General features: G+C 64.7%; 22 protein-coding genes and 1 tRNA gene. 7 read left to right on the top strand and 16 right to left on the bottom strand.

Features of this window, described 5'->3' with window-relative positions; genetic code table 11:
* Together VQ045_RS19900 and VQ045_RS19895 are read left to right on the top strand one after the other, a co-directional pair.
* A partial coding sequence (locus VQ045_RS19900; protein WP_331831352.1) for a hypothetical protein occupies positions 1-468 on the top strand: 468 nt, incomplete at its 5' end.
* Positions 468-761, top strand: a complete 294-nt coding sequence (locus VQ045_RS19895) for a hypothetical protein (protein ID WP_331831351.1) — start codon at positions 468-470, stop codon at positions 759-761. The genes VQ045_RS19900 and VQ045_RS19895, both read left to right, overlap by 1 nt.
* Before the next feature lie 292 nt (positions 762-1,053).
* On the opposite strand, the gene VQ045_RS19890 is transcribed toward VQ045_RS19895, so the two are convergent.
* A tRNA-Ile gene (locus VQ045_RS19890) sits at positions 1,054-1,130 on the bottom strand.
* 144 nt (positions 1,131-1,274) lie between these two features.
* Between VQ045_RS19890 and VQ045_RS19885 the strand changes: the two genes are divergently transcribed.
* Complete coding sequence (locus tag VQ045_RS19885; RefSeq protein ID WP_331831350.1) at positions 1,275-2,015, top strand: SIMPL domain-containing protein; 741 nt, start codon at positions 1,275-1,277, stop codon at positions 2,013-2,015.
* A 71-nt stretch (positions 2,016-2,086) separates the two neighbouring features.
* On the opposite strand, the gene VQ045_RS19880 is transcribed toward VQ045_RS19885, so the two are convergent.
* The 13 genes from VQ045_RS19880 to VQ045_RS19820 form a co-directional block, all read right to left on the bottom strand.
* Positions 2,087-2,455, bottom strand: coding sequence for a hypothetical protein (locus tag VQ045_RS19880; protein ID WP_331831349.1), 369 nt, complete (start codon positions 2,453-2,455; stop codon positions 2,087-2,089).
* Positions 2,456-2,632: 177 nt separating this feature from the next.
* Positions 2,633-2,917, bottom strand: a complete 285-nt coding sequence (locus VQ045_RS19875) for a hypothetical protein (RefSeq protein WP_331831348.1) — start codon at positions 2,915-2,917, stop codon at positions 2,633-2,635.
* Between the two features lie 626 nt (positions 2,918-3,543).
* Positions 3,544-3,780: a hypothetical protein gene (locus VQ045_RS19870; RefSeq protein WP_331831347.1), complete on the bottom strand. Its 237-nt coding sequence runs from the start codon at positions 3,778-3,780 to the stop codon at positions 3,544-3,546.
* A gap of 97 nt (positions 3,781-3,877) precedes the next feature.
* Entirely contained in the window at positions 3,878-4,588 is a 711-nt protein-coding gene (locus VQ045_RS19865) for a hypothetical protein (protein ID WP_331831346.1), read from the bottom strand.
* 87 nt (positions 4,589-4,675) lie between these two features.
* The gene (locus VQ045_RS19860; protein ID WP_331831345.1) at positions 4,676-5,413 is read right to left on the bottom strand and encodes a hypothetical protein; all 738 of its coding nucleotides are present in this window, start codon (positions 5,411-5,413) and stop codon (positions 4,676-4,678) included.
* Positions 5,414-5,615: 202 nt separating this feature from the next.
* Entirely contained in the window at positions 5,616-5,960 is a 345-nt protein-coding gene (locus VQ045_RS19855) for a helix-turn-helix domain-containing protein (protein WP_331831344.1), read from the bottom strand.
* Positions 5,961-6,144: 184 nt separating this feature from the next.
* Positions 6,145-6,435, bottom strand: coding sequence for an HlyU family transcriptional regulator (locus tag VQ045_RS19850; protein ID WP_331831343.1), 291 nt, complete (start codon positions 6,433-6,435; stop codon positions 6,145-6,147).
* Positions 6,432-6,716: a DUF2442 domain-containing protein gene (locus tag VQ045_RS19845; RefSeq protein ID WP_331831342.1), complete on the bottom strand. Its 285-nt coding sequence runs from the start codon at positions 6,714-6,716 to the stop codon at positions 6,432-6,434. The genes VQ045_RS19850 and VQ045_RS19845 overlap by 4 nt, the downstream gene beginning before the upstream one ends.
* Entirely contained in the window at positions 6,709-6,984 is a 276-nt protein-coding gene (locus tag VQ045_RS19840) for a DUF4160 domain-containing protein (RefSeq protein ID WP_331831341.1), read from the bottom strand. The genes VQ045_RS19845 and VQ045_RS19840 overlap by 8 nt, the downstream gene beginning before the upstream one ends.
* Before the next feature lie 12 nt (positions 6,985-6,996).
* Positions 6,997-8,883, bottom strand: a complete 1,887-nt coding sequence (gene rpoD, locus VQ045_RS19835) for an RNA polymerase sigma factor RpoD (protein WP_442879915.1) — start codon at positions 8,881-8,883, stop codon at positions 6,997-6,999.
* Positions 8,884-9,323: 440 nt separating this feature from the next.
* Positions 9,324-11,270, bottom strand: coding sequence for a DNA primase (dnaG, locus tag VQ045_RS19830; protein WP_331831339.1), 1,947 nt, complete (start codon positions 11,268-11,270; stop codon positions 9,324-9,326).
* Positions 11,271-11,386: 116 nt separating this feature from the next.
* Positions 11,387-11,803 carry a type II toxin-antitoxin system VapC family toxin gene (locus tag VQ045_RS19825; RefSeq protein ID WP_327649542.1) on the bottom strand — a complete coding sequence of 139 codons (417 nt, stop codon included), beginning with the start codon at positions 11,801-11,803 and terminating at the stop codon, positions 11,387-11,389.
* Positions 11,796-12,221: a DUF7662 domain-containing protein gene (locus VQ045_RS19820; RefSeq protein ID WP_327649543.1), complete on the bottom strand. Its 426-nt coding sequence runs from the start codon at positions 12,219-12,221 to the stop codon at positions 11,796-11,798. The genes VQ045_RS19825 and VQ045_RS19820 overlap by 8 nt, the downstream gene beginning before the upstream one ends.
* Positions 12,222-12,392: 171 nt before the next feature.
* On the opposite strand from VQ045_RS19820, the gene VQ045_RS19815 reads away from it, so the two are divergent.
* Entirely contained in the window at positions 12,393-12,749 is a 357-nt protein-coding gene (locus tag VQ045_RS19815) for a CidA/LrgA family protein (RefSeq protein WP_331831338.1), read from the top strand.
* Positions 12,742-13,461: an LrgB family protein gene (locus VQ045_RS19810; protein ID WP_331831337.1), complete on the top strand. Its 720-nt coding sequence runs from the start codon at positions 12,742-12,744 to the stop codon at positions 13,459-13,461. Before VQ045_RS19815 ends, VQ045_RS19810 begins: the two co-directional genes overlap by 8 nt.
* A gap of 22 nt (positions 13,462-13,483) precedes the next feature.
* On the opposite strand, the gene VQ045_RS19805 is transcribed toward VQ045_RS19810, so the two are convergent.
* A complete protein-coding gene (locus tag VQ045_RS19805; protein ID WP_331831335.1) occupies positions 13,484-14,755 on the bottom strand; it encodes a hypothetical protein in 1,272 nt (423 codons plus the stop codon).
* Positions 14,756-14,808: 53 nt separating this feature from the next.
* The gene (locus VQ045_RS19800; protein WP_442879914.1) at positions 14,809-16,878 is read right to left on the bottom strand and encodes an AAA family ATPase; all 2,070 of its coding nucleotides are present in this window, start codon (positions 16,876-16,878) and stop codon (positions 14,809-14,811) included.
* A gap of 107 nt (positions 16,879-16,985) precedes the next feature.
* On the opposite strand from VQ045_RS19800, the gene VQ045_RS19795 reads away from it, so the two are divergent.
* Positions 16,986-17,453 (top strand): LrgB family protein, encoded by a 468-nt coding sequence (locus tag VQ045_RS19795; protein ID WP_331831333.1) that lies wholly within the window; start codon positions 16,986-16,988, stop codon positions 17,451-17,453.
* On the top strand, positions 17,381-18,379 hold the full coding sequence (locus tag VQ045_RS19790) for a hypothetical protein (RefSeq protein WP_331831353.1): 999 nt from the start codon (positions 17,381-17,383) through the stop codon (positions 18,377-18,379). Before VQ045_RS19795 ends, VQ045_RS19790 begins: the two co-directional genes overlap by 73 nt.
* Positions 18,380-18,458: the final 79 nt, after the last annotated feature.

The raw sequence follows: 18,458 nt of genomic DNA, 5'->3' as shown, positions 1-18,458 counted from the left end.
TCATCCCCGCCCTCGGCCAAAGGCACGAAGGCTATCACTGGCGGAGTTTTGCTCCGGCCAACAGCCAGATATCCGGCCGCTTCAGTGGTGGATTTTTGCACCGGCGCTCTCAATCTCGTCGTCATCGAACGGCTTGACCCGGACATGGCCAACCGGATGCGGGGGCTTCTGGATGCGAAAGAGGCGGAAAATCTCGCCCTCGTCGAGACGACCTATGATCAGGAAGCCGCACGGCAGGAAGCGTTCGGGCTGACTGCGGCCGTGACCGCCTATGACGAGACGTGCGACGCGATGGAAAGCGGGCTGATGGACTTGCTGGCCTATCGCTGCGAAACGCTCGCCGAGGAACGTGCGCGGGCTCGCTATCTGCTCGAAAACCCAACCGTTGGCGATATGGCCCTGATGGATTCAAGCTTCGGGGCGCCGTTCCTTCACGCCGTCGCCGGCATCGAATGGGAGGCGAGCTGATGGAAATCCCCGCACGGTTCTGGACGGGCGACACCGCGCCCATCCCATCACCGGAAGCATCCGACCGCGACCGCCGTCTCGCCGAGGCGTTCGTCGACATGGAATCCACCTTGGGCGACCTCAAGGCCATCGCGCGGACGCTGGAGCGATTTTCCGAGCTGACGATCGAACGCGACGACTATGGCGCCCGGCTCGAACGCGACGACCAGGAAATTCTTGTCACCTTGATCACCCAAACCCGCGCCGCCACGGATCGCATGGCGGAGGAATGGCGCCGGTTGTTCGAGACGTGACAGGGAGAGCGTCCGACCTCCGAGATCCGCACAGCGCGCAATCTAAGGGCTGGCCTCCGGGCCGGCCCTTTTCGCGTCTGCATCACCGTTCCGGTTCTGCTGATCGATCTGAAGTTTCAGCCCCTTTTTCACCGCTCTGCCATCCGCGTCCGCCATCTATCGACACGTTGAACTCCACCGCATGCCCCTCACACGCTCCCGCAACAGGTCGATTGTTGCCCCATTTGTTGCCCCAGCGAGGGAGAACGAGACGCTATTCCCGCCCCAATATCCGTCAAGGCATTGATATAACTGGTGGGCCCGGTAGGACTCGAACCTACAACCAAGCGGTTATGAGCCGCCGGCTCTAACCAATTGAGCTACAGGCCCCACGCGCCCTGCCCTAGCGCATACGCCGCAGCGCCTCAAGGCGCTGGACGTCTCGGCGCCGGCTTTTCTTCCAATCTCCGCTTTGACGCCGCAATGGCGGCCTAGCAAGATCGGCGATATCCTTCGAACCGGAGTTCCGCGCCCATGCGAAACCGTCACCGCAATCTGATCGCCGCCCTCCTCGTGCTGGCGACACCGGCCTTGGCCGGCGCGCAGGAGCCCGCCGCGCCCGCGCCGCGCACATTGGTCGTCACCGGCACCGGCGAGGCCACGATGAAACCCGATCTCGCCATCGCGTCCTTCACCGTGCTGCGCTCGGCCGAGACGGCGCGCGCCGCGCTCGATCAGGCCAATGCGGCAATGAGCGAAGTCACCGCCGGCATGCGCCAATTCGGGGCCGAGGACCGCGACCTGCAGACCTCCGGCTTTTCGATCGTGCCGCAATATCGCTACGACAACCAGCGCTCTGACGGCGTCCAGACGCCGCCGGCCATCGTCGGCTACGAGGTCCGCAACACGCTGACCGTCCGGGTCCGCGACCTCGCCCGGCTCGGCGAGATTCTGGACCGGGCGGTCACGCTCGGCGTCAACCAGGGCGGCGACATCAGCTTCGCCGTGGCCGAACCGCGCCAGGCTCGTGATGCGGCCCGCAAAAAAGCCGTCGCCGACGCGGCCGCGACAGCCGAACTTTTGGCCGAGGCTGCCGGCGTCACGCTCGGCCCGGTGCGCGAGATCAGCGAGGATCTGGGAGTGATCCCGCCGATGCCGCTCAACCGGTCTATGAAAATGATGGCGGCGGAAGCGGCGCCGAGCGTCGTTCCCGTCGAGACCGGCGAGAACACCTTCACCGCCAGCGTCCGGATGGTCTACGACATAAGCGACTGAGGCGGCGCGGGCGTCCGGGCGACGGGGGAAATTCGCCTGCGGACGCCCTTGCCGGACCCAGGGCTCAGGGCTCAGCGGCGGCGGAAGCTCAGCACCGGGCAACCCGGCTCGCGGGCGAAGCGCACGATGGCGCGGTCGCCGCGCGAGCGGCCGGCGACCACGACGGCGCGGCGATTGGCGCGGATCACGCGGGCGCGGTTGACCCCCATGCGGCTAGCCTTGCGCACGGCGCGGCGAGGCTGGCAGGCCGGCCGGTATTCGCGATAATCCCGGTAGTCACGCTGGCCACGATAGCTCCGTCCGTGAGCCGGCTGGGCGCGCTCGCCGATGGTGATGCCGAAGCGGAAACCGTCGGCGGCGGCCGGCGCGGCGGTGGTGGCGACGCCGCCGGTGGCGAGTGCGGCAACGACGAGGATCGAGCGGGTCAGGGACTTGAACATGGGTTGGTCTCCATTCGGGTCGGCGCGATTTCGACTGTCGCGGACCACGGTTTCGCGGGGGGCGATCGCCACCGGTCGAGCCGGCCCTGCGATCATTCGCCAACACTTCGCCGGTGAATGACCAGACCCTAGAAGATGGCGCGTGAATGGCCCCGGAACCCGGCGTTCATCCGAGGTTCAGTCTTCCCACCAGTGACGGGTCAGATGCAGGAGAAAGGCGAACATGCCGACGACGGTCAGATCGGCCGCGTGGGTCCAGTCGCCCTGGCACAGCGACTGCGGATCGCGGAGAATCTCGGTCTGGCAACGGCCGGTTTTCCGGCAGGCCTTCATCCGGCAGGAGGCGGGCAGCTCGTGCAGATTCGCTGCCGTTCGCACCGCCAGCTCCAGCGCGTTGCGGGTGATCTCCGGCCAGGTCTCGGGGCCGGCGAAGTCGGGCTTGTTCGCGACAGATTTGGTCATGGTCATGGCTCCTTGAAAAAATGGCCAAGCGCCTGCGTCTTCGCGCCCGGTTCTCGGGGCAAAGGATCGGGAAGCGGACGCATGGCGAACGTCGCTATGCTGATGAGTGAATGACGCTTGCCATGCGCCCGCCGGCTGCTTGCCCCGGACCCGACGCCCCGCTGTGTGCGAAGCCGGTCTGCAAAGGGCCCTGATGTGAGGGTTCATCACCCAGCCGCGCCACCGCAGCGCGACCCATCCGGCACCGTCCCCCTCCACGCGCATCCGGTTCATGACCCGTGTTCCCGCGAGGGCGATGGGAGAAGGATAAGCGGGGCGTGGAAGACGGGGAGAGATTTTTTTGACGGAGTGTGGTGAGAGGCCCGGATTGCAAGGGTTTGGCGGTTCCACCGGCTTGGAATGGGTCCTCGGGTCAAGCCCGAGGATGACGACCGCGTTTGGCGGCATCGCCAATCGCCTCGGCGGTGTCGCACGATCTCCGCGCGGTTGGGGGTGCGCGGCCGCTCCGTCCGACAAATTGCGGCCCGATCCGGTGCTGAGAACCCCTCATCCGCCCCTACGGGGTACCGGGGTCGAGCCACGGGTCTCGCCCCGTCCTTCGGCCCCCCCAAGGGGAGAAGGGGGCGTCAGTTCCGATGGAAGCTGGCGGTCTGCATGCCGCCGCCCGGCAGCGCCGTACATTCGGCCGAGATGCTGTGGTCCGTCGCCGTATTGACGAGGAGATAGGAATATCGCGTCTGCAATTGTTGGCCGGGTTGGTTGTGGCAGTTGCGGACGCCGATATTGTCGACGCCCGGCAACTGGACGATCGCGGTGCCACTCGCCACGACGCTGCGTTCCACGGACTCATGAATTTCGATCATTGGGATTCTCCTTGATGAATGGTCGAAGCGCGGCTTCGACGGGTTGATGAAGGTTTCCCTCGCTTGATTTTCGTTCCTTGCAGCGCCGCCTGGGGAGTTAGAATCCCAACGGTCGGTTGTGCCCCGGCTCCAGGACGAGCAGAGGCTTCAGTTCGGTGTTCGGCGGGATCGCCTTCGCCCAGAGCGCCCCGGCGGGCCACTGCCAGCCGGCGTCGATGTCGAAACCGATCGTGTCGTCGACCAGATCGGTCGCGATGAGGACGCTTCGCCCCAGGCTTTTGGCCATGAAGACGCTCAGATCATAGGTCGATGTGGCCCACATCAGCAGGATCGAGGCCGTGGGCTCGATCACGACTTGCGCTCCAACCTCGATATCGAAGCCGCTGTAGGGAACGGCCGGTCCATCGTTGGCCGGAAACATGGCGGCGGCAGACAGACCGCAGACCATGGCGCGCTCGGCCTTGCTCAGAACCGTGACCGCCCCGGCCGTTCCGCCGGACTTGGGTTCGATGCCGGTGGTCGAAACCTCGGCGAGATCACCCTCGGAGATCGCCGCCTGATCGCCGGCGACGACGGCATGATCGACGGCCATCCGATCGAGAGAGATATAGACGCTGAAATGGCGCCGGGATGGATCGACGGAGATCGCATCGACGAACTGCGCCTCCCCGAGGCGGCTCGCGACCAGCGGCACGCCGCTCTTGTTCGAGCTGATGACCTGTCGAAAGCCGTAAAGCTGGAAGCCGCTCGCCTTGAGCCGCGCGGCGCTCCCCTTCGCCAGCTTGATCGTCAGCGTCCCGCCAGCCATTTCGGCCTCCCCGACCTGCTATCGTTTGCCCGATGCTCGTTCCGCGAAGCTCGCAAGCCGCGCGAAGCGAGTATCGACAGACGTGGATCAGGCGGCGATCATGTGCCGGCGTTGCCGCGCGGTATGGGCCAGACTGCTGTCCTGTTCGATCAGAAGGTCGCCCAGAAGAGCCTTGGCCGGGGTGGGCTGAGCCCAGGTGGAGTCATGCCAGTTCCAGCCGTCGTTGAGCACGTAGCCGACCGACCGGCTCTTCACGCCATCGACCGTCGGCGCACTGGTCAGATCGACCATCAGGCCTTGCGAGAAGGATTGGTAGATGACCTGCCCGGTATTGAATTTCGCCGTGGCGAACATCAGCAGGACCTTCTCGATCGGAGCGATCAATTCCTCGGTCATGCCGTGCAGGGTCAACGCACACATGGGCACGAAGACGCCGTGGGCTTCCTGCGACAGGCCGCTCGTCCACTGCCCGCCGGAGATCGGGTTCGACAAGGTCACCACGCCGTCCTCGCCGGACGACGCGGCGCTCAGGTTGCCGTTCTTGTCGACGGTGATGGTCTGCCCCAGGTCGACGGCGAGATCCGTCTCCGCATCGATGCTGCCGTTGGGCACGATGGCGCTGGTCGACACGTAAGCCTGGTAACTCTCGGTCCAGTCGACCTTTGTCGTCTGCATGAAGGTCTGGGTCTTGAACCATAAAACCGGCTCGGCGCCACCCGCCGTGGTCTTCACGGATTTGAACGCGAAGAGCGACCAGCCCTCGTTCTTGAGAGTGTTGATGTCAGGGCCGGACAAAGTGATCTGGATTTCATAGGGTGTCGTCATCGAAATTCTCCTTGGCTGGGGGGAATCACGCCCGGCTGGAACAAAGCTGCTCCGGCCGGCGGCTGGTTGCGAGCCCAACAAGGAGACACAACCCAGCCAAGAAATCATTAAACATAATTACAATTATTAGTTGTATTTCTATTGCATGTAGCGCATCCCGTAACGGAATTTATTGCGCAGGAAAAAAGGGCGAAACTTCTCTTCAATGCTCGATGGCGGTCATGCGTTCGAGCAGCACGGCGAGGACGTTCGCCGTCGTCGCCATGTCCCGGCGAGTGATATCCTGGAACAATATCCTGGCCGCCTCGGCGGAATCCGCCATCGGAAGCTTGTGCTGCGTCATGCTTCCTTGTCCGGTCAGCAGCCAGTCGATGGAGATATCGAGGGCCTGGCAAAGAGCGATCAGGTGGGGGACCGAAATGGCCAGGCCTTGTTGCCAGCGACTGATCGCACTTTCATGCACACCCAGTTCGACCGCAAGCGCGTAATGCTTGCCGATCTGGCGCGTCTGCAATGCGGCTTTGAGACGTGTTCCCCAGTGGTCCACGGCGACGTCCTCGTTATGATTGGCTTCGGAGCACTCTCCTTTTTTACTGAAGCCGCCCCCACAAACCGAGACCGCATGGACAAAGAGCGCTCCCGGGATCCCGGAAACGCTCTTTCCCGACGTGGAACAGCACAGAAAACCTCAACGGCCTTCCCTGAGATAGTAAAAAGAAGGGCACTGGTCCTCAGCCGCCGAACAGGCGCTCGCCCTGCTCGTCGATGACCTGGCGGGCCTTGATCAGCGCAAAGCGGGCGGCCTCCTCCGCGGAGGCGAACAGATCGGCGCGGATCAGCCGGTGGGTCTTGGTGGCGCCGCCAATCTCCTTGCTGATCGTCGCGGCCAGCCGGTACTGCCCGCCCTCGGCCATCGGGGTCGCGGCGATGGCGAAACCCTCATAGGTTTCCTCGGCGGCGACACGCGGCGCACTCGGTTCGGCGGCGGCAGTGCCGCCGAAAATCCGTTTGAGGAAGCTCATGCCGCCGACCTCGCCAATAGGCCGCGGTCGCGCATGTCCATGTAGAGGGCGATGGCGTCGAGATCGAAACCGTTCGGCCAGGCCGGAACGCCGAGCTCGAGAAACACGCGCGCGAATTCGGTCTCGTCGCGCAACGGTTCGACCATCGGGCCGCCGGTTTCGATCAGCGGCGCGACGGAGATTTCGCCCTCCTCACCGGTCGAGAACCGCAGATGCAGCCGGTGGTCCGCAAGCGCCCTCACCTCCGTGACATCGACCATCGGAAATCCAGTGTCATCCATTGCCATCACCATCGGGGCCGGCGATGCGCTCAATCGGCTCACCCGCGCCGGCGCGACGCCAGTTTAGTTCAAGCGCCGGCCGGCGGTCCAGCGCCCATTGCCGCACCAGACTTGCCGCCGTCGGCGGAAGCTCGCCCGCCAATATACTGCCGTCGGCTATTCTCACCAGCGCCCGCGCACCGCCGTACTGCACATGGAAATGCGGCGGGTTGTGATCGTGGAAATACATGCGAACGACGATCCCGTAGAAGATCGCGATCGTCGGCATAGCCCGCCGCGATCAGCTGTCGAGGAACGAGCGCAGCTTGCGCGAGCGGCTCGGGTGCTTGAGCTTGCGCAGCGCCTTGGCCTCGATCTGGCGAATGCGTTCGCGGGTGACCGAGAACTGCTGCCCGACCTCTTCCAGCGTGTGGTCGGTGTTCATGCCGATGCCGAAGCGCATGCGCAGGACGCGCTCCTCGCGCGGCGTGAGCGAGGCGAGGACGCGGGTCGTCGTCTCGCGCAAATTGCCCTGGATCGCCGCGTCGATCGGCAGCACCGCGTTCTTGTCCTCGATGAAATCGCCGAGATGGGAATCCTCCTCGTCGCCGACCGGCGTTTCAAGGGAGATCGGCTCCTTGGCGATCTTGAGGACCTTGCGAACCTTTTCCAGAGGCATGGCGAGCTTTTCGGCCAGTTCCTCCGGGGTCGGCTCGCGGCCGATCTCGTGCAGCATCTGGCGGCTCGTGCGGACGATCTTGTTGATCGTCTCGATCATGTGCACCGGAATGCGAATGGTGCGCGCCTGATCGGCGATCGAGCGGGTGATCGCCTGCCTGATCCACCAGGTCGCATAGGTCGAGAACTTGTAGCCGCGCCGGTACTCGAACTTGTCCACGGCCTTCATCAGGCCGATATTGCCTTCCTGAATGAGATCAAGGAATTGCAGGCCGCGGTTCGTGTATTTCTTCGCGATCGAAATGACCAGGCGCAGGTTCGCCTCGACCATTTCCTTCTTGGCCTGACGGGCCTCGCGCTCGCCCTTCTGCACCATGTGGACGATGCGGCGGAACTCGGTGATCTCGAGGCCGGTCTCGGTGGCGAGGTTCTGGATCTCCTGGCGCAGCGCCTTGATCTGATCCTTCTCCGACTGGACCAGCTTGAGCCAGCCCTTGCCGGAGAGGTTGGCGATGTGGCGGGTCCAGTTGGGATCGAGCTCGGAGCCCTGATACTCGCGCAGGAACTCGTCGCGCTTGACGCCGTGAGATTCGGCAAGGCGCAACAGCCGGCCCTCGTTGCCGACGAGCCGCTTGTTGATGTCGTAGAGCTGGGCGACCAGCGCGTCGATGCGGTTCTGGTTGAGCGACAGGCTCTTGACCGCCGTGATCAGCTCTTCCTTCAGCTTCTTGTAGGAGCGCTCCTGGCTGGGCGACAGGGTGCCCTGCGCGGCGAGGCGATTCTCGACCTGCTGGTCCTGCAGCTTGCGCAGCCGGCGGTAGGCGTCGGCGATCTGGTCGAAGATCTCCATGACCTGCGGCTTGATCTCGGCCTCCATCGCGGCGAGCGACAGGTTGTTCTCGAGGTCGTCGTCCTCTTCTTCCTCTTCCTCGCCGGGAGCCCGGGCGCCGGGCTGGGGCGTGCGCACCGGCTGCGGCGTGGTACCGTCGGCCGCTGGTGGCGGAGGAGTCGGGGTCTTGGCCTCAGGGCCGGCATAGGTCGCCTCGAGATCGACGATCTCGCGCAGCATGATGTTGCCGTCATTGAGTTCGTCGCGCCAGATGATGATCGCCTGGAACGACAGCGGGCTTTCGCAAAGCCCGGCGATCATCGTCTCGCGGCCGGCCTCGATGCGCTTGGCAATGGCGATCTCGCCCTCGCGCGACAACAGTTCGACCGAGCCCATCTCGCGCAGATACATCCGCACGGGGTCGTCGGTCCGGTCGCCGGCTTCCTTTTTGGTGGTGGTCGCGACCTGGGTCCGTCCGGGGCTCGCGACCTCGGTGGATTCGGACGTCTCGGCGTTGTCCTCGGCTTCGCCGTCCTCGTCGCTCTCCACGACATTGATGCCCATGTCGCTGAGCATCGACATCATGTCCTCGATCTGTTCCGACGTGACATCGTCGGCCGACAGCATCGAATTCAGCTTGTCCATGGTCACAAAGCCGCGTTTTTTCCCGGCCTTGATCATTTTTTTGACGGCATCGTCGGACAGATCGAGCAAAGGTCCGTCTGGCGCAGCCGCGTCCGGCCGCTCCTCGATCGGCGCTTCGCTTTCTTTGGCCTTGGTCGCCATGCGCAATCTTCTCCAGTTCGCGAGCAGGGACGCGCCGCTAGACGCGGACCGTCGACGCTGCGGTCATCTTGGCTGCCTTTATACGGCAGCAGCCGTAAACGTTCGCTTAACCATAGTGCGACAGCAGCCGGGCTGCATCCCGAGGGAAGCGTCGCATGCTATCAAGGAAGCCTCACGGCGCCCTCAAAAGGGGGCGGGTTGCGAAAAATTCAAGCGTAAGGATCACGGAATGATCCTAACGGTCGCCGTCATATGATGCGTCAAGGGGTTAAAGGCAATGGTTCGCCGCCCCACGAACCCCAACATGGTATCCGACGGAAACTGTGCGACCCGCGTCAGATCGCCTTGGCGGGGCGCCCGGACAATGTTCCGAATCCATCTATCAACGCCTCGGTGCCGTCCACCCGCTCGATCTCGCGTTTCACCTCGATCAGATGCGCGAAGGACGCTTCAGAGGATTCGCGTCCGAGCGCTTCCTCGGCGTTCTTCAGTTCCAGACTTAGTGATCGTGAGCGATGCTGCAAGTGCAATGCCTGGCGCACGGCTTCCCGGGCGTCCTCGGGTGCGGCATCGGAAAGGAACGGCCAGAGTCGGACCTGCCGGGCCTTTGCCTCGTAGGCGTCGAAAATGGCGCGCGCGCCGCGCCGGGCCAGTTCCGCCAGCAACGCCTCGCGATCGGCGGGCGGGGCTTCGGCATAAGCGTCGAGGACCGATGACCGCAGGCGATCGAGATCGCCCTCCGGCAAGTCCAGATCGGCGAAATAGTCGAACGCCTCGTGGATCAAGACCGGATGGTTCACGAAACCCAGAACGATCGCGATCTCGCGCAAGGAGGGCTCCGGCACGCGCAACGGCTTGGTGAGACTGGAGCGGGCGAGCCGGTCGGAGATCGCCGAACGCCGCCCTCCTCCCGCCGCGCCGCGACCAGACGGGCCGGCGCGGTCGTCGCGGCGACCGCGCGCGTTGTTGCGATCCTTGCCGCCGCCATGACCGCCGCTGCCGGCGAAAAACGAACGCAGCCGTTCGTCGGCATCCTGCAGATAATGCCGGCGCACGCTCTCGTCGCCGACCTGGCGCAGCAAGGCTTTCAGCCGATGTTCCAGATCGGCGCGGCGCTCGGGCGTATCGAACAGGCCGCTGGCGGTCTCGCGCATCCATAAAAGGTCGGCGAGCGGCCGCGCCGCGCCGAGCAGATCCCGCACGGCGTCCGGGCCGCCCTCGCGCACCAGATCGTCGGGATCCTTGCCGTCGGGCAGCAGCGCAAAGCGCAGCGAGCGGCCGGGCTTCAGCGCCGGAAGCGCCAGCTCGGCGGCGCGGTGCGCGGCCTTCAGCCCCGCCGCGTCGCCGTCGAAACACAGGATCGGCTCGCCGGTGGTCCGCCACAACAGGTCGAGCTGGCGCTCGGTCAGCGCCGTGCCGAGCGGGGCGACGGCGTGTTCGATGCCGGCCTGGGCGAGCATGATCACGTCCATATAGCCCTCGACCACGACGAGGGTTTCGGCGGCCCGCGCCGCGCGCCGGGCGCGGGCGTGATTGAACAGCACCTGGCCCTTGTGGAAGATCTCCGATTCCGGCGAGTTGAGATATTTCGCCTGGGCGTCGGCCGCCATCGCGCGGCCGCCGAAGGCGATGGTGGCCTCGCGCAGATCGGTGATCGGGAACATGATGCGGTCGCGGAAACGGTCGTAGGAGACGGCGATCTCCTCGCCGTGGACGACGAGCCCGGTGGCCTCGATCTCGGCCTTTCCGACCCCCTTGGCGGCCAGATGCTCCTTCAGCCGGTTGCGCGAATTCGGCGCGTAACCGAGGCCGAACTGCTTCTGGGTCTGCGGATGGAGGCCGCGATCGCGCAAGTAAGCCCGCGCTTTTGCGCCGTCCGATTCGTGCAGCGTCGACTGGAAGAACGCCGCGGCGTGGCGCATGGCGTCGAGGATGGTCGCGCGCGCCTCCTCGCGCCGCTCCGCCGCCGGATCGCGGTCGGGCATCGCGAGCCCCGCCTCCCCGGCCAGCCGCTCCACCGCCTCGGGAAAGGACAGGCCCTCGAGCTCGGTCAGGAAGCGGAAATGGTCGCCCGAGACCCCGCAGCCGAAACAATGGTAGCGGCCCTTCTGGTCCTCGCAGTGGAAGGACGGCGTCTTCTCGCCATGGAACGGGCAGCAGGCCCAGTAGTCGCCGCGCCCGGGCTGCGACTTGCGGCGATCCCAGGCGACACGGCGGCCGATCACGTCCGAGATCGGAACCCGGTCGCGAATGTCGTCGAGGAAGGAAGGCGGAAAGCGCATGGGGCCGGTCTGTATGATGGACTGGGCGAAGTAGCTACGGCGGGATGATCGAAATTCTGAATCGTTCCCCGTCAACTCCGCCTCACCGGCGCCAGCATAGTCGGTTCGTCTGCTCGCTAACAGGCCTGCGTCCTGACGTGCCCCGCTTCGCCATACGCCAAAATCGCGCGATCCCGCGTGAGAATAACCAGATCATGCTCACGGGCGGTGGCGATCATGATCCGGTCCATGGGATCATTGTGCACCGGTGTCGGCAGATAGGACGCCGCCACGAGCACGGCCGGCGACACGCCCTGCACGGTCACACCAGCGGCGTCGACAAACTCCTCGAACCAGCGGAGCGGATGTTTCGTCGATGCCACGCGCCCCTTGGACATGAGCATTCCCAACTCCCACGCGGTCATCACGGAAACGCAGATGCCTGCGCCGCCCGAACGCGCCGCCAAGATCGCCTCGACGGCGGTTTCAGCGATGGGCGCGTCCTGTGACAGCCAGATGACCGCACAGGTATCCAGCAACAATCCGTCAGCCATCGTCGTAACACTGCCCCCATTCGGGGTCGGCCGGCCGCGTCAGGTCGACGCCCGCGGCAACCGACAGACTGCCCTTCATGGAGCCGAAGAGACGATCGCGCGCCGGCCCGCCTCCGGTCTGGGCGCTATCGGTGGGTCGAGCGGATCGCGGGCTCCCGTTCGGCACGCCGCTTCGGGGTCCGGCACGCGTGAACACCAGACGTTCGCCGGCAATGTCCACCTGCTCGGTCTGATACCCCGCGCTCAGCCACTGGCGAGTCATGACATTGTTGCTGGGATTGTTGCTCCACCAAGCGCGGTGCATCTTCGATCGCGGCAGCCGGGACCCGACAATTCGTTCGATTTCCGCAAAACTCATCGCAATATGACGGTCAGACCGGCTTTCCAGGTATTGTCCCAAGGGATCATACTTGCTCATGGGAATCCTCCTTTCAATTTTCACACCCTACCAAACACACACACAGTGTCAATGAGTGTGCACACACAAGATGAAATTGGGTCTGGATTCGCTCGGAGCAAAGATGCTGCAATCGCTGCCTCCGCCGCGAAAATCCGGCCAACCCCGCCGACCGAGGTGAATCGACAGACCATGCTGCAAGCCATCACCGCCATCTTCGTCTGCCAGCTCGCCGGCGAGGCGATCAGCATTGCCACCGCCCTGCCGCTCCCCGGCCCGGTCATCGGCATGGCGCTTTTATTCGCCGCGCTGCTGATCAAGGGCAATGTTCCGCAAAACCTCGGCGCGGTCGGCGACGGGCTGTTGGCCAATCTCTCGCTGCTGTTCGTGCCGGCCGGCGCCGGCATCATGGTGCATCTCGCCCGGCTGGAAGGCGATGCGCTGGCGATAAGCATCACCCTCGTCGTCTCGACCCTTTTGACGATCGCCGTCACCGCCTTCGTGATGAACCGGTTCGGCCCCGGTCGGAAGGAGCGGAACGATGCCTGACCGGCTGACCGACGTCTGGGTCTATCTGGCCGCGAGCCCGCTCCTGTCGCTGACCATGACGCTGATCGCCTATCAGGGGGCAACCTTCGTCTATCGCAAGGCCGGATCGACGGCGCTGCTCAATCCCGTCTTGGTGACCGTGATCCTCGTCGTCTCGGTACTGACGCTGACCGGGACGAGCTACCAGACCTATTTCGAGGGGGCGCAGTTCATCCACTTCCTGCTCGGCCCGGCGACGGTGGCGCTGGCGATCCCGCTCTACCGCCAGTTCGACAAGGTCCGCCAGAGCGCCGCCGCCATCGCCGCGAGCCTTCTCACCGGCTCGCTGACGGCGATCGTGTCGGCCGTCGGCCTCGGCCTTTTATTGCGGGCCAACCCGATCAGCCTGATCGCGCTGGCGCCGAAATCGGCGACCGCGCCGGTCGCCATGGGCATCGCCGAAAAGCTCGGCGGCCTGCCCTCGCTGACGGCGGTGCTGGTGATCGCGACAGGCATGTTGGGCGCCGCGCTCGGGCCGGTGCTGCTCGACCGCCTCGGCATTCGCGATCCGGCGGCGCGCGGCTTTGCCCTGGGTACGGCTTCGCACGGCATCGGCACGGCGCGGGCGCTGCAGGAGAGCGAGGTGGCCGGGGCATTCTCCGGCCTCGCCATGGGCCTCAACGCGCTGGCGACGGCGATCATCCTGCCGCTGATCTGGGCGCTGGTGTTTTGAGGGGGGATGGCCCCGCCGCCGATCAAGCGCGAAGCTGGTTCAACATCTCTCGGGCCTCGACGAGATCCAGCAAACCGTCCCCCTCCGCGATAGCGTCGAGGGCTTCTTCTAGCGCCGCCGCCGATTCCCGCGGTTCGTCGCCCCTGGCCATGCAAAACGAGGCGAGGTCCCGCACGGCGCGCAGCGCGAACCAATTGACGCCTTGCCGGCTCGCGGTGGCACAAGCGCGCCGCAAGGCGTCCTCGGCGGCGGCGGCGTCGCCATCGCGGAGAAGCCTGCCGCCGTGAAGACGCAGGATTTCCGACAGCATCATCTCCTCGCCGGCGTGCGCGACGCAAGCAAATGCCTCTTCGATCAACTCGGTTGCGTCCTGCATACATCCGAGATGAAGAGCCGCATCGGCGGCAACAGCATCCCAGGTCGCCACATGCAGCCGCGCGCCGGTGGCCTTCCACTGCTCGATTCCCCGGCGCGATTGCTGCAGCGTCGAGATACCGCCACCCAGCATCGTTTTCGCCCAGCCGATGAAGACGTTGTCGTGCGCGGTCCAGAAGACAAAACCGTGCTTCTCGCTCAGCCGCAGGTTTTTCTCCGCTTGGGCGAGGCAGCCTTCCACGTCCCGTCGCAAGAAGAGCATCAGGCTGTGAATGGCGCCGGCGAAGACGCTGGCAATCGGGAGCTCCAGCGCGTCGGCATCGCGGACGGCCGCCTCGATGCGAGCCAATCCCGTGTCGGGCATTCCCTCGATCGTATCCATCCATCCGAGGTAAAGGCGCGCGATCAGTTCCGGACTCTCGCCATGCTCAAAGAGGGTTTGCTCCGGCGACCACGGCGTGGGGTCTGAGAGCACGGCCTCGAAGGCGGCGCGCGCCTCCGGCAGACGACCTTCCGCCTTGCGGTTGGAGCCGAGAGCGCGCTGGGCGAGGCGCTGCCAGTCGCCCCGGCCGCTGATTTCGGCCAGAGCGACGAGCTGATCGGCGAGCGCGGCGCTACGCGTCAGCTCACCCTGATCATAGATGCAGTTCCACAGCGCGCGAAGCACCGTGAAGCGGCAGGAATCGTCCTTAAGCTGCTCGGCAAGCGCGACTGCGGGCGTCAGTGCCGCCTCGACCTCCGGCGAAGCGTAGCCGCGCACCGCGATCAGCGGCACGCTGAGGGCGACGCGCGCGTCGAGCTCCCGCACCGCGCGGGCGGGCCCCTCGGGAAGCCTCTCGCAGAGGCCGAGCGCGTTGGAAATGGTGCTGACCGCCTCTTCGTTGGCGCTGCGGTGGGCGGCGGCCCGGCCGGCGGCCACGAAGCGCTCGATCGCCTGTGGAAGATCGCCAGCTTCGGCGGCATGGTACGCGATCAGGCTGTCGGGCGCCCCGTCAGNGCCACGAAGCGCTCGATCGCCTGTGGAAGATCGCCAGCTTCGGCGGCATGGTACGCGATCAGGCTGTCGGGCGCCCCGTCAGGACGCGCGGCGAGCGCCGCCGCGATGGCTCCGTGGATGGTGCGGCGGCGCGAATGCAACAGGCTGGCGTAGGCCGCGTCGCGAACCAGCGCATGTTTGAAGACATGATGGACGGCGGGAGCGGCGCCGCGACGAAACGCCAGCTGGGCCTCGACCAGCCGGTCGAGTGCCTCGTCGATCTGCGCCTTGGGCAGATCGGCGACGGCGACGAGCAGGGCGTAATCGAACTCGCGGCCGATGCACGCGGCGATCTGCGCGACTTCCCGCACGCCCGGCAGCCGATCGAGCCGTGCCAGGAGGCTGTCATGCAGGGAAACGGGAATAGCCCCTGGGGAAGCATCGTGGTCACGGGCCTCGACCACGGCCTTGGTCAATTCTTCCACGAAAAGCGGCACGCCGTCGGTGCGAGCGATAATCTGTTCCAGCATCTCGCTCGACGCCGACGTCTCGCCGATCAGCTCCTCGATCAATTGCTGAGCGGCGGCACGGCTCAGTCGATTGAGCGCGAGATGGGTGACATGGGGATGGGCCGCCAGTCGCGGCTCCCCGTCCGGGCGGCTGGTCATCAGGATCATCACCGGCTGATCGCCGATCGCATCGAGAACCAGGCCGAAGAGTTCAAGGGTCGAGGGATCGGCCCAATGCGCGTCTTCCAGCACCATGAGGACCGGGCGTTTGCGGGCCAGGCCCACGGGCTGGGCGGCAAGCGCCTGCAGGGTGATCATACGTCGCTGTTGCGGGCCGACCCGTTCGAAACTTTCGGCGTCCAGCGGCACAAGTCCGACCGCGTCGGCCAGCGCCGAAAGTGCGCCATGGGCTTCGCCGTCGCCTTTCGCCAACAGAGCCGTGAGACGATCGAGATTCTCGGCGTTGCCGGCGTCGGGGTCGAGGCCCGCCGCCCGGCGCAGTTGCTGGATCACCGGCCAGAGCGGCGTGTCGGCATAATAGGGCGAGCATTGCTGCCGAATGCGGAAATGATCGGTGCCTTCCAGACGGCGCAGCAATTCCGCCGTGATCCGCGACTTGCCGATGCCGGCCTCACCGGTCAGGAGCACGCACTGCCCTTCGCCGCCCCGCGCCAACTCCCAGCGTTCGAGCAAGAGCGAAAGCTCCATGGCGCGGCCGCAAAGCGGCAGCACCCGCTGACCCTCCCTCGCCTCGAAGCGGCTGGCCAGCATGTTTTCGCGCAGCACGCGGAAGGCCTCGACCGGCCGGTCGTAGCCGCGCAGCGTCAACGCCGGCAACGGTGCGACCTCGAAATGTTCGCCGGCGAGCTGGCGTGTCGTCCCGGATATGACCAGCGCTCCGGCTGAGGCTATCGCCTGCAGGCGCGCGGCAAGGTTGGGCGTGTCGCCGACAACCGTGCGCTCGCGTGCCTCGTTGTCGCCGATGAGATCGCCGACGACGACGGGACCGCTGGCGCAGCCGACGCGAATGGCCAAGGGGACGCCCCCCGGAGAGGCCAGACGCGCGGCCGCCTCGATGACGGCCAGACCGGCGCGCAGGGCCATCTCCACCTCGTCTTCCCGCACCCGCGGCCAGCCGAAATAGGCCAGCACGCCATCGCCCATGAATTTGGCGACGTGGCCTCCGAATCTGGCGATTTCCCCGGAGACGGTGTTCTGGAACGTACGGATAACGGCCGCCATGTCTTCCGGGTCGAGCCGCGCGGCGAGTTCGGTGGAACCGACGAGGTCGACGAACATGACCGTGATCTGCCGCCGTTCGGCGGCGCCGTCCGCGGACGGGCCGACGCTTTCGTCAGGCGGCGCCGGCATCTCCTCGTGAAGCGCCTTGAGCAGCCGCCGGCGCTGGCCGAGAGTCAGGCCGAGTTCCTTCAGGTCCGCCTCGTCGAGCTCGCGCAAAACCGCGAGATCGACATCCTCCTCGATCAGCTGCGGCGCGAGGGCTTCCAGGCCGACGAGGCGCAGCCAGGCCTCGAGCCCTTCGTGATGGTTGGTCACCGCGCCATGATCGGTTCGTCGTTCCACGTTCCCGCCACCTCGCCCAGCGTAACCCTAGCCTAGCACGGTTGCGGCGCGAGCGCGTGCGAGCCGTGGCGCCAAGAGCGATGCGGCGGCGACGTTTTGCCCAGGGGACGGCCTCGCATGGCATCGGCGCAGCGCCGGCGCGGCAGGAGAGCGAGGGGACGGGGGCGTTTTCCGATCTCGCCGTGGGCCTCAACGCGCTGGCGACGGCGATCATCCTGCCACTGATCTGGGCGCTGGTGTTTTTTTTTGGGGGGGGGGGGAGCAAGGCAGTGGCTACTGACGCGGGTGACCGCTTTGAGACGGGGTTGGGTGAAAAGCGGACATTCGCGTCAGCTCGACAATTTGACGATATCGGGCCGGAGGTTGACGGTCTGCTTCCGAGAAAACTCTTCAGAAAGTTGCCTTTTGGGGCCCGGAAATGCTTAGATTTATGGATACAGATGGTGGGCATGTTGGGAGCGAATAAAGGGCCGGGATGCCGCGAGAAACACTGCAAACGTTTCTTACTCGCCATCGCTTTAAGCCATGGGAGATCGTCCCTTCGGTGAAGGGGATATCAAGGGAGGACTATGCCCTGCTACGCCTCTTCCCCGGCAATCTGGTTTTCGACCTCCTCTTTGACGAGCAGCTTCTGGAACTACGGAAATCACTTTGTTTGGCCGAGTACATGGCCGTCAGCGCAACGGATCAACCCGAGCAATTTGCCCAGATGGTTTCAGCCGTGGGAAGTGAAGGTTGGGCCTTCGCATTGAGATTTTCCCCCTACCACAAGGTGTCATTGGCTCTTGAGAATTTGGAGCTGGTGCTGTCAGCAATGTTGGAAGCCGGCTTATCCTTGAATGCCGCGAAAGCGGGAATGGAATCCGCAATGTCATTCGCGCATTCGGAAACCCGCTCCTACGAACGTGAAGAGTCGAAGGCGACCATCAATCTGCTGAATTTCTCAACCCTCTATGCCACCTACGTCGATATTTGCAGGCGACTACGCAAATATGCCGGCTTGGATCGCAGCCGCGCGTATGACCGCGCTATTCAAAAAATCATTGGCAAGAATGCCGGGAAACACGATTTCATCAAAGACCTGAGGAACTTTATTCTTCACCATCATTTGCTTCGTCCATCCGTGACCATCACGCACGGGGACACGCGAACAGTAACTCTCTTTGTCCACGCCGAATGGCTGATCATTGATGGCTATGTTTGGAAAAGTGGGGCGCGGGGGTTTATTCAGTCGAACCGGAAAATTGATCTCACAGCTACGACGGACGACATCTCGAAAGACGTTGCAAGACTGATCGAATTTCATGTGAAGATGGCTGAGCGCCACCTGCAAAAAGATAAAATCGCTTACGAGTTGTACAAATATGAACGAGCAAAGGTCGACCACCTCTCGAAGTCAATCACAAACATCGAGGCCATTTTCAAACTACGGCGCCGGAGCCTGAGAGTCGGTCCGGAAAGTTGTTCAATTTGAACAAAGCCTTCGCAGCATTAGGCGGATAGACGCCAGTTTGAGGAATGCGAGCGCGTTGCGCGACAGGTTCTCGAAATCC

The organism is Aurantimonas sp. E1-2-R+4 (genome assembly GCF_036549515.1).
GTDB lineage: Bacteria > Pseudomonadota > Alphaproteobacteria > Rhizobiales > Rhizobiaceae > Aurantimonas > Aurantimonas coralicida_A.
Note: the sequence above shows the minus strand (reverse complement) of the source record. Positions and strands in the feature narration are given on the sequence as shown.

Bases quoted from the DNA above. Each gene is read 5' to 3' on its own strand.
- VQ045_RS19895 (WP_331831351.1), top strand. From the start codon at position 468: ATGGAAATCCCCGCACGGTTCTGGACGGGCGACACCGCGCCCATCCCA.
- VQ045_RS19885 (WP_331831350.1), top strand. From the start codon at position 1,275: ATGCGAAACCGTCACCGCAATCTGATCGCCGCCCTCCTCGTGCTGGCG.
- VQ045_RS19880 (WP_331831349.1), bottom strand. From the start codon at position 2,455: ATGTTCAAGTCCCTGACCCGCTCGATCCTCGTCGTTGCCGCACTCGCC.
- VQ045_RS19875 (WP_331831348.1), bottom strand. From the start codon at position 2,917: ATGACCAAATCTGTCGCGAACAAGCCCGACTTCGCCGGCCCCGAGACC.
- VQ045_RS19870 (WP_331831347.1), bottom strand. From the start codon at position 3,780: ATGATCGAAATTCATGAGTCCGTGGAACGCAGCGTCGTGGCGAGTGGC.
- VQ045_RS19865 (WP_331831346.1), bottom strand. From the start codon at position 4,588: ATGGCTGGCGGGACGCTGACGATCAAGCTGGCGAAGGGGAGCGCCGCG.
- VQ045_RS19860 (WP_331831345.1), bottom strand. From the start codon at position 5,413: ATGACGACACCCTATGAAATCCAGATCACTTTGTCCGGCCCTGACATC.
- VQ045_RS19850 (WP_331831343.1), bottom strand. From the start codon at position 6,435: ATGAGCTTCCTCAAACGGATTTTCGGCGGCACTGCCGCCGCCGAACCG.
- VQ045_RS19845 (WP_331831342.1), bottom strand. From the start codon at position 6,716: ATGGATGACACTGGATTTCCGATGGTCGATGTCACGGAGGTGAGGGCG.
- VQ045_RS19840 (WP_331831341.1), bottom strand. From the start codon at position 6,984: ATGCCGACGATCGCGATCTTCTACGGGATCGTCGTTCGCATGTATTTC.
- rpoD (WP_442879915.1), bottom strand. From the start codon at position 8,883: ATGATCAAGGCCGGGAAAAAACGCGGCTTTGTGACCATGGACAAGCTG.
- dnaG (WP_331831339.1), bottom strand. From the start codon at position 11,270: ATGCGCTTTCCGCCTTCCTTCCTCGACGACATTCGCGACCGGGTTCCG.
- VQ045_RS19825 (WP_327649542.1), bottom strand. From the start codon at position 11,803: ATGGCTGACGGATTGTTGCTGGATACCTGTGCGGTCATCTGGCTGTCA.
- VQ045_RS19820 (WP_327649543.1), bottom strand. From the start codon at position 12,221: ATGAGCAAGTATGATCCCTTGGGACAATACCTGGAAAGCCGGTCTGAC.
- VQ045_RS19815 (WP_331831338.1), top strand. From the start codon at position 12,393: ATGCTGCAAGCCATCACCGCCATCTTCGTCTGCCAGCTCGCCGGCGAG.
- VQ045_RS19810 (WP_331831337.1), top strand. From the start codon at position 12,742: ATGCCTGACCGGCTGACCGACGTCTGGGTCTATCTGGCCGCGAGCCCG.
- VQ045_RS19795 (WP_331831333.1), top strand. From the start codon at position 16,986: ATGCGGCGGCGACGTTTTGCCCAGGGGACGGCCTCGCATGGCATCGGC.
- VQ045_RS19790 (WP_331831353.1), top strand. From the start codon at position 17,381: ATGCCGCGAGAAACACTGCAAACGTTTCTTACTCGCCATCGCTTTAAG.